The following is a 13,128-nucleotide window of genomic DNA, read 5'->3' as shown; positions in this document are numbered from 1 at the left end:
GTTCCGGGCTGGAGATTCTTCGCGATGCCCATCTACGAGTACGAGTGCCCCAAGTGCGGGAGGTTCGACGCCCTGCAGAAGATGTCGGATCCGGCGCTGCAGGTGCACGAGGTGTGCGGCTCGAAGGTGCGGAAGCTGATGTCCGCGAGCGCGTTCGCGTTCAAGGGCTCGGGCTTCTACATCACCGACTACGGCGGGAAGAGCGCCGCCGCGATCACCCCGGACCGGAAGCCGGAGAGCAAGCCCGAGCCGAAGTCCGGCGCCTGCGCCAGCTGCCCGGCCAACAAGTCGGCCGCCTAGCGCGCCGCGCCCCCGCCCGCCCGTGCGCCGCCTGACCCTGCTCGTGCCCGACGTCGATCGGTACGAGCGGATCGACCGGTTCATCGCCGCGCGCGGCGGGATCTCGCGCGGCCTGGCCCGGCGCGCCATCGAGGCGGGCGGCGTGTTCGTGGACGGCCGCCGCTGCAAGGTGGCGGGCCGCACGCTCACCCCCGGCCAGCAGGTGGTGGTGAACCTCGAGGAGGGCGGCCGCGCCGCGCCCGCGCCGGCCGCGTTCGGGCGGGAGCGGCTGCTCTACGCCGACGCGGACCTGTGCGCGGTGGACAAGCCCGCCGGCGTGCCCGCGCAGCCGACGCTCACCACCGACCGCGGCGCGCTGCCCGAGCTGGTCTCGGCGCTGCTCGGCGCGCCGGTGACGCTGGTGCACCGGCTCGACCGGGAGACCTCGGGCGTCACGGTGTTCGCGCGCACCCGGGAGGCCGCCGCGGCGCTCGCGGAGGCGTTCCGCACCGGCACGCCGGAGAAGACCTACCTCGCGCTCTGCGCCCGCGCGCCCTCGCCGCCGGAGGGGCGCGTGGCGCTCGCGCTCGGCAAGGACCCGTCGCGCCCCGGGCTGCGCCGCGTCGATCCGGCCGGCGAGCCGGCCGCCACCCGCTACCGCACCCTCCGTGAAGCGCCCGGCGGCGCGCAGGTGGAGGCGCGCCCGGAGACCGGCCGCACCCACCAGATTCGCGTGCACCTCGCGGCGCTCGGCGCGCCGCTGCTCGGCGACGCGCGCTACGGCGGGCCGCGCCGGGTCGGCGAGGTGGCGGTGCCGCGGGTGATGCTCCACGCCGCGCGCCTCGAGCTGCCACACCCCGTCACCGGCGCGCGGCTGGTGTTCGAGGCCGAGCCGCCCGAGGACTTCCGCGCCGTCGAGGCGGCGCTGGTCCCGCCCGACGCGGGCTAGCGCCGCCGCCCCACCACGTACGCGATCCAGCCGCCCTGGTTCGAGGCCGAGCGGCGCGGCACGTACCGCGTCGCGCCCCGCGGCGCCACGTCCCAGAGCACCTCCGGCTCGAGCCCGGCCTCCTGCACCAGCTCGGTGAGCTCGGGGATCGTCCAGAGCCGCCAGTCGTAGGTGAAGGCGCGGCGCAGGCGCCGGCCGCCGGGCAGCTCGAAGTGGATGGCGCAGCGGACCCGGCGGGTGATGGGGTCGAACGACTCCTGCTCCCACACGTAGCTCACGCCGCCGCCGATGCGCCGCCGCTCCTCGAGCTCCTTCTCGGCGTCCCAGCCGCCGTACGCGTCGAGCAGCAGCGCGCCGCGCGGCGCGAGCGCGGCCCCCGCGGCCCGCAGGTACGCGCCCAGCGCCGCGCGCGTCTGCAGCACGCCGTAGCTGAAGTTGAAGGCGATCACCGCGTCGAACGGCCCCGGCGGCCCCTCCCGCACGTCGGCCTCCACCAGCCGGAGCCGCGCCGCGGCCGCGCCGAGGGCCGGCACCCGGTGGGCGCGGGCCCAGCCGTGCACCGACGCGTCGAGGTCCACCGCCACGGCGCTGCGGTCCCGGCCGCGCCGGACCCAGGCGGCGGAGAGGAGCGCGGTGCCGCTGAAGTCCTCGCGCAGCCGGCGCGGCGTCCCCCCGCCGCGGCGCACCACCCGGTCCACCAGGTCGAGCTCGCTGTCGGCGTGCTGGACGGCGCGCTCGTACAGGACGTGGCGGTCGTGCGGCGAAGGGCGTGCGGCGGCGCGGGCGGCGGCGGGGCGGGCTCGGCGGCTTCGGTCGGTCATGCGCGGAGGCGCACTATGCCACGGCGCGGACGAGGCGATCAGGGCCGCCGCAGCAGGAACGGCTCGGGGTTCGTCAGCTTGAACGTGAGCGGGTCCATCTCCGAGGGCGGGAAGCGGCGCGGGCGGAGCTCGTGCAGCACGCGGGCGGTGTTCTCGGCCAGCGTGGACGCGACCCGCAGGCGGCGGTCGCGCTCGGCGAAGTCGCCCACCAGCCGCTGCAGCCGCGCGACCTCCGCCTCGGCCACCATCCCGATGCGCCGCACCAGGAACAGCGCCGACCCGGCCAGCCACACCTCGCGCGTCTCGAAGCCGCGGTTGTGGTCGATGGGCGCGGCGAAGCCGTAGTGCGCGAGGAGGTCGATGAGCGCCGGCACCACCTTGGGCCCGAAGCGCGCCAGCTCCTCCTCCACGTCCCACGGGCTGAGGCCCCGCGCGCGCGCCTCCTCGGCGATGGGCGTGCGCCACTCCATGTACAGGTCCTCGTAGAGCGCCAGCCAGATGCGCATCCGCTCGCGGCGGGGCGCGCGGTTCACGCAGCGGACGAACGGCGCGGCGGCGGTCTCGTGCAGGTGCCGCTCGGCGGTGGGCACCGGGTTGAGCGCGCGGAGCCCGCGGCGGAAGAACGCCGGCGAGGCGTGGTCGCAGAGGATGTTCACGGTGAGGAAGGCGCGGTCGGCGCCGCGGCCGAACAGCCCGGCGCGGTCCACCGCCTTCAGCGCGCCCACGAACGCGTCGTAGAGCGCGGGGTCGAGCGTGGGGCGCCGGCCCTCGGGCGGCGGCACCGCCAGGCCGCGGACCTCCGGCGCGAAGTCGTGGTACTCCCAGTCCGGCGCCGACCAGCGCAGCAGGCGCCGCCCGGCCTCGCCGCGGAAGCGCGGGTCCAGCGCGGCGGCGGCGGCGGCGCGCCGGGTGAGCGCGTCCTCGGTGTTGGCGGAGGCGCGCACCCAGGCGAAGTCGCGCTCCCCGCTCGTGAACAGCGCGAAGCCGTACAGGGTCTCGGAGCCGATGCGGGCCCGCAGCGCGTGCACCGCGTCGGCCGTCCGGCGGGTGAGGTCTCGGCGGAAGGCGCCCAGGTCGAAGGAATCCGGCACGTTTCCGGGACCCTAGACCGTCCCGCCCCCCGCCCGCAACGCGCCGGCGCCCTCCCCGCGGCGGGCGCCTCCCCGCCCGGCCGCCGGGAACCGACCCCCGCTTGATGGGCGTCATGACGGCCGGCCGCGCCCATGATAGTGAGAGTCATTCTCAACATCAGCTCCGGAGCCCTGGTGCATCCTCCCCGCGATCCCGTCCCCTCCCCCGCCACCGCCGAGCCGGCCTGCGCGCTCGTCTGCACGCGCTGCGGCGCGGTGGTGGCCATCGACCCCGACCTCGGCGCGCTCGCCGCCTCCGCCGCGTCGCGGAACGGCTTCGAGGTGCGCGCCCCGCGGCTGCGGCTGTTCGGCTGCTGCGCCGCGTGCCGCGCCGGGGCGGCGGGTCCGCTGCCGCGCGGATGGGGGCGGGCGTGATCCTCTGCCTCTGCTTCAACGTGTCGGACTCGCTGGTCCGGCGGCGCGCGGCCGAGGGCGCCTCGCTCCGCCAGGTGATCGCCGAGACGGGGGCCGGGACCGCCTGCCGCTGCTGCGTGGCCGCGCTCGCCAAGGTCCACGCGGGCGGCGCCGCCGCCGCGCCCGCCTGCGCCCGCGCCCAGGCCGCCCCGCGGCGCGACGCCGCCTGATCGCGCGGGCCGCCGCCCCCGGTGACGCTCAGTTGGGGCCCGCCCGAGCCGCGGGCCGTCTCCGCCGCTAGGCTTCGGTGCGCCGGCCGGCGCCGGACCCGGACACGAACGGAGGGGTGATGAAGGGCGACGCCAAGGTGCTCGACGTGCTGAACGAGGTGCTCACCAACGAGCTCACCGCCATCAACCAGTACTTCCTGCACGCGCGCGTCTGCGAGAACTGGGGCTACGACCGCCTGTACGCGAAGTTCCGGGCCGAGTCGATCGACGAGATGAAGGACGCCGACCACCTGATCGAGCGCATCCTGTACCTCGACGGCATGCCCAACGTGCAGAAGCTCGCCAAGATCAACATCGGCGAGAGCGTGCCCGAGATCCTGGCCGCGGACCTCGACCTCGAGAAGCACGCCATCGGCGTGCTCAACCGCGGCATCGAGACCTGCCGGAACGCCGGCGACAACGGCTCCGCCGACCTCCTCGAGGACATCCTGGAGGGCGAGGAGGAGCACGCGAACTGGCTCGAGACGCAGCTCACCGCCATCGACCAGATCGGCGTGCAGAACTACCTGACCGAGCAGCTCAAGAAGGACGGCTGACCCCGGCGCCCGATGCAACCGAGGTTCCGCTCACCCCGAGCCTGTCGAGGGGCGAGCGGAGCGCGGAGGCCCTCAGGCGACGCAGCGGTAGTCGGCCAGCTCCTCGAAGCCGGCGCGGGAGAGCTCCGCGCGGATGAGGTCGCGCGCGCCGGGCGCGCCCACCGCCACGAGCAGCGGCAGCCCGCGGAGCCGGCCCACCTCCTCGTAGGAGACGACCCGCGCCCCGCGCACGGTGCGGCCGATCTTCTTGCGATCGACCTCGACGAACGCGGCGGTCGCGATCCCCTCGGCGCGGAGCGCGTCGGAGAAGGCGCGGCCGGTCTCCCCCGCCCCCCACAGCGCCACCTCCGACGCGCCGCGGAGCACGTGGCGGGCGAGGTGCGCGCACTTCAGCGCCACGTGGCGGGCGAGCGCGTAGCGCGGGTCGGTGCGGGTGAGCCGCCCGGGCGACTCGCGCCAGGCGAGCACCGGCTCGGCCAGGTTGCCGAGCCGCCCGCCGGCGGCGGCGAGGCGCAGCCAGAGATCGTAGTCCTCCGGGAACGGGCCGTCGCGCCAGCCGCCGGCGCGCTCCAGCGCGTCGCGCCGGATCGCGGCCGCGGGATGGACGAGCGGCGCCTCCACCAGCAGGTCGCGCTCCACCAGCGCGGGCGTGACGAGGCCGTTCAGCCACGCCGCGTAGCGCGCCATGCCCGGGCGCACCGCCGCGCGCGGGAAGAGCCGGACCCGCCCGCCCAGCGCGGCGAGCGACGGATCGGCGCGGAGCGCGGCGAGCTGGAGCGCGAGCCGGCGCGGGTGGGCCACGTCGTCCGCGTCCATCCGCGCCACCACCTCGGCGTCGCAGGCGGCGAGGCCTCGCTGCAGCGCCCGGGCGATCCCCTCGCCGGGGCCGCGCAGCAGGCGCACCCGCCGGTCGCGCGCGGCGAGCCGCTCCAGCAGCTCGGCGGTGCCGTCGCGCGAGCCGTCGTCCACGCACACGAGCGCCAGGTCGCGCTCGGTCTGGCGCAGGATCGACGCGGCCGCCGCCCGCACGGTGCGGGCGGCGTCGCGCGCGGGGAGGAGGACGGCGACCCTGGGCACCGGCGCCGGCTACGGGCTCGGCTTCTTGCGGTCCTCGGCGGCGCGCGGCTGCGCGCCGATCTCCGCGCAGAGCCACTCGGCCGCGAGCAGGTACCCGCGGATCCCCAGGCCCACGATCTGCCCGCGGCAGGCGGGGGCGATGACGCTCACGTGCCGGAACGCCTCGCGCGCGTGGATGTTGGAGATGTGCACCTCCACCGCCGGCGCGGGCATCGCCTTCAGGCAGTCGTGCAGCGCGTAGCTCGTGTGCGTGAGCGCCCCGGCGTTCACGATGATCCCGCGCGCCTTCTTCCGGTGCTCCTGCAGGAAGTCGAGGATCGCGCCCTCGTGGTTGGACTGGAACGCCTTCACCTCCACGTCCCAGGCCGCGCAGGCGTCGCGGACGAGCTGCTCCACGTCGCCGAGCGTGCTGCGCCCGTACACGTCCGGCTCGCGCTCGCCCAGCAGGTTCAGGTTCGGCCCGTTGACGATCAGGATCATCGCGCCCTCCGCGCGGGGCGGCCGCCCGCCCGCGCCTCCGAGATCTCCGCCACCGCCGCCTCGACCGCCGCCGGCTCCGCCTCGACGTCCCACTCCACCCGCCACCCGCCCTCGACGGCGGCCGGGAGCACCCAGCGCAGCCCGCCCGCCGCCCGCTTCTTGTCGTACGCCATCAGGCGCGCGGCGGCACGCGCGATCGTCGCCGGGACCCGCACCGGCAGCCCGGCCCCGGCGACGGCGCCCTCGACCCGCTCCACCGCGGCGCCGTCCACCCGGCCCATCCGCGCCGCCAGCCGGAACGCGAACGCGAGGCCCACCGCGACCGACTCGCCGTGGGTGTACCGCGAGAACCGCCCGGCCGCCTCCACCCCGTGCCCGAAGGTGTGGCCCAGGTTGAGGAGCTTGCGGGGCCCGTGCTCGTTCGGATCCTCCGCCACCACGTCCACCTTCATGCGGGCGCAGGTGGCGATCACGGCCGGATCCGGCGCGGCCGCGCCGAGCGCCGCGAACGCGTCGAGCAGCGCCGGCTGGAGCGCGCCGTACTTCAGCACCTCGCCGAGGCCGCTCGACAGCTCGCGGCGCGGCAGCGTGCGCAGCGCGGCGGGGTCCGCCAGCACCGCGTCCGGCGGGTGGAACGCGCCCACCGCGTTCTTCGCGGCGGGCAGGTTCACCGCGGTCTTGCCGCCGATGGCCGCGTCCACCATGGCGAGCAGCGTGGTGGGCACCGCCACCCAGGGCACGCCGCGCATGTAGGTCGCGGCGAGGAAGCCGGCCGCGTCGCTCACCGCGCCCCCGCCCAGCGCCACCACCAGCGTGCGCCGCGTGCCGCCGGCGCGGAGCAGCTTCGTCGCGGCCCGCTCCAGCTCGGCGAGCGTCTTGCCCGCCTCGCCGTCCGGGAGCGCGTGCACGAGCGCGAGCGGCGCCTCGCGGCGCAGCCGGGCGAGCACGTCCCTGCCGAAGGGCGTCGAGAGCACCCGGCGGCAGGAGACGAGCGCCACCGCGTCGTGCTCGTCGGCGAGCGCCGGGAGCGCCGCCGCCGCGCCCGGGCCGACGCGCACCTCGTAGGCGTGCTCGCCCTGCCGCGCCGGGATGATCTCGGTGACCGCGGCGCCGGCCTCGGCCTCCTCGGACGCGGGCGCGGGCTTGCGGGTCCGGCTCATAGCGACTCCAGGACGCGCCGGGCCACCGCCTCGGGCGTCATCCCGTCCACGTGGACGGTGAGGTGGGCGCGGCGGTAGAGCGGCAGGCGGCGCGCGAGGAGCGCCTCCCAGCGCGCGGCGAGCGGGCGGGCGGGATCGTCGCCGATGCGGCGGGCGGCCTCCTGCGCCGAGACGTCGAGGAACACCACCCGGGCGGTGGCGAGCAGGCGCGCGGCGCCGTGCAGGTCGCAGAACGCGCCGCCGCCCAGGTCGGCCACCGCGCCCGGCGGGAGGGCGGCCACCGCGGCGCGCTCCAGCGCGCGGAAGCGCCCCTCGCCGTCCTCGGCGAACACCCGGGCGATGGGCTTGCCCGCCGCGCGCACGATCTCGTCGTCGAGCCGCACCAGCCGCCGCCCCAGCCAGCGCGCCAGCAGCGGGGCCACGGTGGACTTCCCCGAGCCCATCATGCCGGTGAGCGCCAGCGTCTCAGCGGATCCGAGCGGCATACGCCTCCACCGCCCGGCGCACGTCCTCGACCGCGTCGCCGCCGAACTTCTCCAGGAGCGCGTTCGCGAGCTCCCAGGCCACCACCGCCTCGCCCACCACCGCGGCGGCCGGCACCGCGCACACGTCGCTCCGCTCGTAGCGGGCCTGGGTGGCCTGCCGGGTGGCGAGGTCCACCGTCGCGAGCGGGTGGAGCATGGTGGGGATGGGCTTCATGTAGGCGCGCACGCGGAGCGGCATGCCGTCGGTCATGCCGCCCTCGAGGCCGCCGGCGCGGTTGGTCTCGCGCCAGAAGCCGCGGGCGGGGTCGTGGTGGATGGCGTCGTGGAACTCGTAGCCGGGACGGCCCACCTGCGTGCCGTCGCCGATCTCCACCGCGCGGATCGCCTGCACGCCGCAGAGCGCGCCGGCGAGGCGGGCGTCGAGGCGCCGGTCCGGGTGGACGTGGCTGCCGACGCCGATGGGGAGCCCGGTGGCGTACACGTCGAACGCGCCGCCGATGGAGCCGCCGCGGGCCTTCTCCGCGTCGATGAGCGCGCGCCACTCGGCGGCGAGCGCCTCGTCGTCCACGTGCAGGTCGGAGGCCTCGATGGCCGCGCGCTGCTCCGCGGTGGGCGGCGCGTCGGGGCGGATGTCGCGCGGCCCGATGGCCACCACCCGCGAGCACACCTCCACGCCCAGGCTCGAGAGCAGCGCCTTCGCGAGCGCGCCGAGCGCGACGATCACCGCGGTGGACCGGGCGCTGGCCCGCTCCAGCACGTCGCGCGCGTCGTCGAGCCCGTACTTGAGCGCGCCGGCGAGGTCGGCGTGGCCGGGGCGCACCTGGGTGAACTTCCGGCCGCCGCGCGCGTAGGGCGAGACGAGGTCCTTCCAGTTCTCGTGGTCCTTGTTCCAGACCGCGAGCGCGATGGGCGCCCCGGTGGTGACCCCGCCGCGCAGCCCGGCCAGGAACTGCGCCGCGTCGGTCTCGATCTTCATGCGGCCGCCGCGGCCGTAGCCCTTCTGGCGGCGGCGCAGGTCGCGGTCCACCGCCTCGAAGTCCACCGCCAGCCCCGCCGGGAAGCCCTCGGCGATGGCGACCAGCGCCGGGCCGTGCGACTCGCCGGCGGTCAGGTACCGAAGTGTCATCGCGCTCCCTCGCGCGCCTCGAGCGCGCGGGCCATGTCCGCCTCGGGGGCGGGCTGGCCGGTCCAGAGGGTGAACGCGAGCGCGCCCTGGCGCACCAGGACCTGCTCGCCGGTGACCAGCCGGGCGCCGGCCGCGCGCGCGGCGCGGGCCAGCTCGGTGTCGCCGTAGACGAAGTCGAGCACCGCCTGGTCGGCGCGGAACCGGAGCGGCGGCAGGCGGCCCTCGTGCCCGGGCAGCCCCACCGACGTGCCGTTCACCACCACCGCGGCGGCGTCGGCCTCCGCCTCCAGGTCCTCGAAGTCGGCGGTGGCCGCGTCGGCGCCGGGGACCGCGGCGGCGAGCTCCCGGCACAGCTCGGCGGCGGCCTCCTCGCGGCGCGCCGCCACCCGGAGCTCGGTCCCGAGCTGCAGGAGCGCCCATGCGGCGGCGCGCGCCGCGCCCCCCGCGCCCACCAGCAGCGCCCGCGCCCCGCGCGCCACCCCGGCCGCCTCGAGCAGCGTGCGGCAGGCGGGCGCGTCGGTGTTGAAGCCCTCCCAGCCGTCGCGGGTCCGGCGCAGCGTGTTGACGGCGCCCACCGCGGCCGCCACCGGGTCGAGCGCGTGGCAGAGCGACGCCGCGCGCGGCTTGTGCGGGACGGTGACGTTCAGCCCCTGGAAGCCGAGCGCGTGGGCGCCGCGGAGCGCCTCGTCGATCCGCTCCGGCGCGACCGGCAGCGCCACGTAGACGGCGTCCACGCCGAGCCGCGCGAACGCCGCGTTCTGCAGCTCCGGCGAGCGGCTGTGCGCCACCGGGTGGCCGACGACGCCGTACAGCGCGGTGCGCCCGGTGATCACGGCGCACCCCCGCCCGGCGCCCGGCCGGACACCTGGTCGAGCAGGCGGAAGAAGCTCGGGAAGCTGGTCGCGACGCAGGCCACGTCGTCGAGCACCACCGGCTCGCCGCCGCAGAACAGCTGGGCGACCGCCATCGACATGGCGATGCGGTGGTCGAGCCGGGTGCGGACCTCGACGCCGCGCAGCGGGGTGGGCCCGTCGATGGCGCAGCCGTCGTCGTAGAGCTCGATGCGGGCGCCGGCGCGCGCGAGCGTCTCGCCCATGGCGGCGAGCCGGTCGGACTCCTTCACCCGGAGCTCCTTCGCGTCGCGGATCACCGTCCGGCCGCGCGCCTGGGTGGCCATCACCATCACCACCGGCAGCTCGTCGATGAGCCGCGGGATGGTGGCGCCGCGGATCTCGGTGCCCTCCAGGCGATCGGCGCGGACGGTCACGTCGGCGCGCGGCTCGCCCGCCACCTCGCGGAGGTGCTCGAGCCGCACGTCGGCGCCCATGGCCCGGAGCACGTCGAGGAGCCCGGTGCGCGTCTCGTTCACGCCCAGGTTGCGGACCGTCACCTCGGAGCCCGGGAGCGCCGCCGCGCCGCAGAGGAAGAACGCCGCCGAGGAGATGTCGCCGGGCACGTCCACCCGCCCGCCGGCGGGCCGCGCCGCCGAGACCGACACCTCGAGGCCCGAGACCCGCACCGGCACGCCCATGCCGCGCAGCATGCGCTCGGTGTGGTCGCGGCTCTTCTCCGGCTCGACCACCGAGGTCTCGCCCTCGGCGAACAGGCCGGCGAGCAGGATCGCGCTCTTCACCTGCGCGCTCGCGACCGGGAGCACGTGGCGCGCCCCGCGCAGCGGGCCGCCGCGGACCACCACCGGCGGCAGGCGATCCCCGTCGCGGGCGGACAGGTTCGCGCCCATCACCCGCAGCGGGTCGATCACCCGCCGCACCGGCCGCCGCCGCAGCGAGGCGTCGCCGGTGAGGACCGACAGGCCGGGCACGCCGGAGAGGACGCCGGTGAGGAGGCGGAGGCTGGTGCCGGAGTTGCCGCAGTCGATGACGTCGCCCGGCTCGCGCAGCGTCGCGGGCGGCGTCACCACCACCTCGCCGCCCTCGGCGCGCACGGTCGCGCCGAGCGCCTCGACGGCCTGGCGGGTCGAGTGGACGTCCTCGGCGTCGAGGAGCCCGGTGACGCGGGTCTCGCCGGTGGACAGCGCGCCGAAGAGCAGGCTCCGGTGCGAGATGGACTTGTCGCCGGGCACCTCGATGGCGCCGCGCAGCGGGCCGGCGCGCCGGCAGGTCAGGGGACCGGAGGTCGGGGCAGCGCTCAAAACAGCTCCTCCCGTGCGGCGCGGGCCGCCTCGAGGGCCGAGCGCGCCGACTCCGGCGACTCGGCGATGGCGGCGAGGATGCGGGCGAGGTGCCGCTCCAGCCGGCGGGCCGCCTCCGGCAGGTGGGCGTTGCGCCGGGCCACCTCGCCCTGGATGTCGAACGGGAACTCGGCCAGGCGCGTCGCGTCCTTGAGCCCGGGGCCGGCGAGGTGCATGGCGAGCGGGCCGGCCTCCTGCACCGCCACCGAGAGCGCCGAGGCGACGAGGTACGGCAGGTGCGAGACCATCGCCACCGCCGCGTCGTGCTCGGCGGCGGTGCAGCGCTCGACCTTCGCGCCGAGCGCGAGGTGCAGCGCCGCGACCCGCTCCACCGCGGCGGGGTCCCCGTCGGTGCAGATCGCCACCGTCCCGCCCGCCGACCACTTCTCCGCCGTGGCGCCGTCGTAGCCGCCGTGGCCGCCGAACATGGGGTGCGCGCCCACGAAGGCGACGCCGGGGCGGACCCGCTCGCGCGCCAGCGTCACCACCCGCTCCTTCGCGCCGCCGACGTCGGTGAGCACGGCGCCGTCGGCGAGCAGCGCCGACACCGGCGCGAGCAGCGCCTCGATGGTCGCGACCGGCGTGCACAGCACCACCACCCCGCAGCCGGCGAGCGCGGCGTCGGGCGCGGCGGCGACGTGGTCGGCCACGCCGTCGGCGAGCGCCCGGGCGCGCACCTCGGCGCGCGGCTCCACCGCGGTGATGCGCACGCCCCGGTCCACCCGGCGGGCGGCGCGGGCGAGCGAGGCGCCCATGAGGCCCAGCCCCACCACGCCCAGGTGGCCCGGGAGCGCGGGGAGCGGCCTGTTCGTCTGCGCGTTCACGCTCGCCTCCGCTCCCCGGCCGCGCCGGTCACGGCCGCACGTGGAGGTCGGGCCGGAGCGCCTGCGCGCCGCGCAGGTACACGTGGTTGCGCGGACCGTCGGAGTCCACGTGCAGGAGCACCCGGATGATGCGCGGCATCGAGCCGGGGACCGGGATCTCCTGCGAGCAGATCATCGGGACGCCGTTCCACCCCTGCACGCGCGCGGCGCGCGCCGGGAAGTCGGCGTCGAGGTCGTGCGTGACGGTGAAGATCGCCCACACGATCTGCTGCGGGTCGAGCTGGTTCCGCGAGGTGATCTCGCGGCACAGCTCGGTCACCGCATCCTCGATCGCCTCGACCGTGTTGGCCGAGCACTGGGTGGCGCCTCGAAGTCCACGCATGGGAGTCGAACAGTGTAGGAAACGGGCGCGCGGGTGTCCACCCGCTTTCCGCCGGATCCACGCGGTCTTGCGTCACCCCGGGTGCGGGCCCGCCGCGCCGTGCCCCGCCGCGATCGCCTCGGCCAGCGCCACGGTCCGTCGCGCCGCGGCGACGTGCAGCGCCTCCACCAGGCGCCCGTCCACCACCGTGACGCCCTGCCCGGCCGCCTCCGCCTGGGCGTGCGCCGCGATCACGCGGCGCGCCCGCTCCAGCTCGGCCTCGTCCGGCGCGAAGGCGCGGTTGGCGGCGTCGAGCTGCTTCGGGTGGATGAGCGTCTTGCCGTCGAAGCCGAGGTCGCGCCCCTGCCGGCAGGCGGCCTCCAGCCCGGCCGCGTCCTCGAGGTCGAGGAACACGCCGTCGAGGGCGGCGAGCCCGTGCGCGCGCGCGGCGAGCAGCACGAGCGACAGGCTGGTGAGCACCTCGGCGCGCCCGGCGGTGTGGCGGGCCCCGAGGTCCTTCACGAGGTCGCTCGTGCCGGCCACCAGGCACGCCACCCGCGGCGAGGCGCCGGCGATCTCGTCCGCCGCCAGCACGCCGCGCGGCGTCTCGATCATGCACCAGAGCGCCAGCCCGGCCGGCGCGTGGCCCGCGGCGAGCGCCTGCGCCGCGGCGTGCACCTCGGCGGCCCGCTCCACCTTCGGCAGGCAGACCGCGTCGGCGCCGGCGCGGGCCAGCGCCGCGAGATCCGCCGCGCCCCAGGGCGTGCCGAGCCCGTTCACGCGCACCACGCGCTCGCGCCGCCCGAAGCCCCCTGCCCGAGCGCCGCCACCACCTGCGCGCGGGCGGCGTCCTTCGCGGCGGGCGCCACCGCGTCCTCCAGGTCGAGGATGAGCGCGTCGGCCGGGAGCGTGCGCGCCTTCTCGAGCGCGCGCGCGTTGGAGCCGGGCAGGTACAGGGCGCTGCGGCGGGGGCGGACGGCGGGCATCGAGGGCTCCTCGGGCGTTGGACGGCGCGGGAGCGAGCGTGCCAGAGCGGGCCACCGCGCGGAAGCGGGGAGCGGTTGC

Annotated in this window: 18 protein-coding genes; 5 read left to right on the top strand and 13 right to left on the bottom strand. The window is 77.2% G+C overall.

The features are described from left to right. Both PSR1_RS15895 and PSR1_RS15890 read left to right on the top strand, forming a co-directional pair. A partial coding sequence (locus PSR1_RS15895; RefSeq protein WP_237758041.1) for an FmdB family zinc ribbon protein occupies positions 1-300 on the top strand: 300 nt, incomplete at its 5' end. A 22-nt stretch (positions 301-322) separates the two neighbouring features. Continuing rightward, positions 323-1,228: an RluA family pseudouridine synthase gene (locus PSR1_RS15890; protein ID WP_059438467.1), complete on the top strand. Its 906-nt coding sequence runs from the start codon at positions 323-325 to the stop codon at positions 1,226-1,228. Here the strand turns inward: PSR1_RS15890 and PSR1_RS15885 are convergent. Next, positions 1,225-2,049, bottom strand: a complete 825-nt coding sequence (locus PSR1_RS15885; protein WP_059438466.1) for a class I SAM-dependent methyltransferase — start codon at positions 2,047-2,049, stop codon at positions 1,225-1,227. The genes PSR1_RS15890 and PSR1_RS15885 overlap by 4 nt on opposite strands. A 38-nt stretch (positions 2,050-2,087) precedes the next feature. Next, a complete protein-coding gene (locus tag PSR1_RS15880; protein ID WP_059438465.1) occupies positions 2,088-3,140 on the bottom strand; it encodes a DUF4303 domain-containing protein in 1,053 nt (350 codons plus the stop codon). A 174-nt stretch (positions 3,141-3,314) separates the two neighbouring features. Between PSR1_RS15880 and PSR1_RS15875 the strand changes: the two genes are divergently transcribed. The 3 genes from PSR1_RS15875 to bfr all read left to right on the top strand — a co-directional run bounded on the left by PSR1_RS15875 (position 3,315) and on the right by bfr (position 4,359). Next, positions 3,315-3,554 (top strand): hypothetical protein, encoded by a 240-nt coding sequence (locus tag PSR1_RS15875; protein WP_237758038.1) that lies wholly within the window; start codon positions 3,315-3,317, stop codon positions 3,552-3,554. Further along, positions 3,551-3,763: a bacterioferritin-associated ferredoxin gene (locus PSR1_RS15870; protein WP_160309029.1), complete on the top strand. Its 213-nt coding sequence runs from the start codon at positions 3,551-3,553 to the stop codon at positions 3,761-3,763. Before PSR1_RS15875 ends, PSR1_RS15870 begins: the two co-directional genes overlap by 4 nt. 119 nt (positions 3,764-3,882) lie before the next feature. Then, a complete protein-coding gene (gene bfr / locus PSR1_RS15865; RefSeq protein WP_059438469.1) occupies positions 3,883-4,359 on the top strand; it encodes a bacterioferritin in 477 nt (158 codons plus the stop codon). Positions 4,360-4,431: 72 nt separating this feature from the next. Here bfr and PSR1_RS15860 read toward each other — a convergent pair whose 3' ends face one another. The 11 genes from PSR1_RS15860 to PSR1_RS24880 form a co-directional block, all read right to left on the bottom strand. Next, positions 4,432-5,436 carry a glycosyltransferase gene (locus PSR1_RS15860; protein ID WP_059438462.1) on the bottom strand — a complete coding sequence of 335 codons (1,005 nt, stop codon included), beginning with the start codon at positions 5,434-5,436 and terminating at the stop codon, positions 4,432-4,434. 9 nt (positions 5,437-5,445) lie between these two features. Next, positions 5,446-5,916 (bottom strand): type II 3-dehydroquinate dehydratase, encoded by a 471-nt coding sequence (aroQ, locus tag PSR1_RS15855; RefSeq protein WP_059438461.1) that lies wholly within the window; start codon positions 5,914-5,916, stop codon positions 5,446-5,448. Further along, the gene (locus PSR1_RS15850) at positions 5,913-7,076 is read right to left on the bottom strand and encodes a 3-dehydroquinate synthase family protein (RefSeq protein WP_059438460.1); all 1,164 of its coding nucleotides are present in this window, start codon (positions 7,074-7,076) and stop codon (positions 5,913-5,915) included. Before PSR1_RS15850 ends, aroQ begins: the two co-directional genes overlap by 4 nt. Further along, positions 7,073-7,561 (bottom strand): shikimate kinase, encoded by a 489-nt coding sequence (locus tag PSR1_RS15845; RefSeq protein WP_059438459.1) that lies wholly within the window; start codon positions 7,559-7,561, stop codon positions 7,073-7,075. Before PSR1_RS15845 ends, PSR1_RS15850 begins: the two co-directional genes overlap by 4 nt. Beyond that, the gene (gene aroC, locus PSR1_RS15840; protein ID WP_059438458.1) at positions 7,542-8,687 is read right to left on the bottom strand and encodes a chorismate synthase; all 1,146 of its coding nucleotides are present in this window, start codon (positions 8,685-8,687) and stop codon (positions 7,542-7,544) included. The genes PSR1_RS15845 and aroC overlap by 20 nt, the downstream gene beginning before the upstream one ends. After that, positions 8,684-9,520 carry a shikimate dehydrogenase gene (locus PSR1_RS15835; protein WP_059438457.1) on the bottom strand — a complete coding sequence of 279 codons (837 nt, stop codon included), beginning with the start codon at positions 9,518-9,520 and terminating at the stop codon, positions 8,684-8,686. Before PSR1_RS15835 ends, aroC begins: the two co-directional genes overlap by 4 nt. Beyond that, the gene (gene aroA, locus PSR1_RS15830; protein ID WP_059438456.1) at positions 9,517-10,839 is read right to left on the bottom strand and encodes a 3-phosphoshikimate 1-carboxyvinyltransferase; all 1,323 of its coding nucleotides are present in this window, start codon (positions 10,837-10,839) and stop codon (positions 9,517-9,519) included. The genes PSR1_RS15835 and aroA overlap by 4 nt, the downstream gene beginning before the upstream one ends. Then, positions 10,836-11,702, bottom strand: coding sequence for a prephenate dehydrogenase (locus PSR1_RS15825; RefSeq protein WP_059438455.1), 867 nt, complete (start codon positions 11,700-11,702; stop codon positions 10,836-10,838). The genes aroA and PSR1_RS15825 overlap by 4 nt, the downstream gene beginning before the upstream one ends. 28 nt (positions 11,703-11,730) lie before the next feature. Then, the gene (aroH, locus tag PSR1_RS15820; RefSeq protein ID WP_059438454.1) at positions 11,731-12,084 is read right to left on the bottom strand and encodes a chorismate mutase; all 354 of its coding nucleotides are present in this window, start codon (positions 12,082-12,084) and stop codon (positions 11,731-11,733) included. Between the two features lie 72 nt (positions 12,085-12,156). After that, a complete protein-coding gene (locus tag PSR1_RS15815; RefSeq protein ID WP_272946368.1) occupies positions 12,157-12,843 on the bottom strand; it encodes a CoA ester lyase in 687 nt (228 codons plus the stop codon). Next, positions 12,840-13,049 carry an aldolase/citrate lyase family protein gene (locus PSR1_RS24880; RefSeq protein WP_272946367.1) on the bottom strand — a complete coding sequence of 70 codons (210 nt, stop codon included), beginning with the start codon at positions 13,047-13,049 and terminating at the stop codon, positions 12,840-12,842. Before PSR1_RS24880 ends, PSR1_RS15815 begins: the two co-directional genes overlap by 4 nt. Positions 13,050-13,128: the final 79 nt, after the last annotated feature.

The organism is Anaeromyxobacter sp. PSR-1 (genome assembly GCF_000964525.1).
GTDB lineage: Bacteria > Myxococcota > Myxococcia > Myxococcales > Anaeromyxobacteraceae > Anaeromyxobacter.
This window is presented reverse-complemented; position numbering and strand designations above follow the sequence as displayed.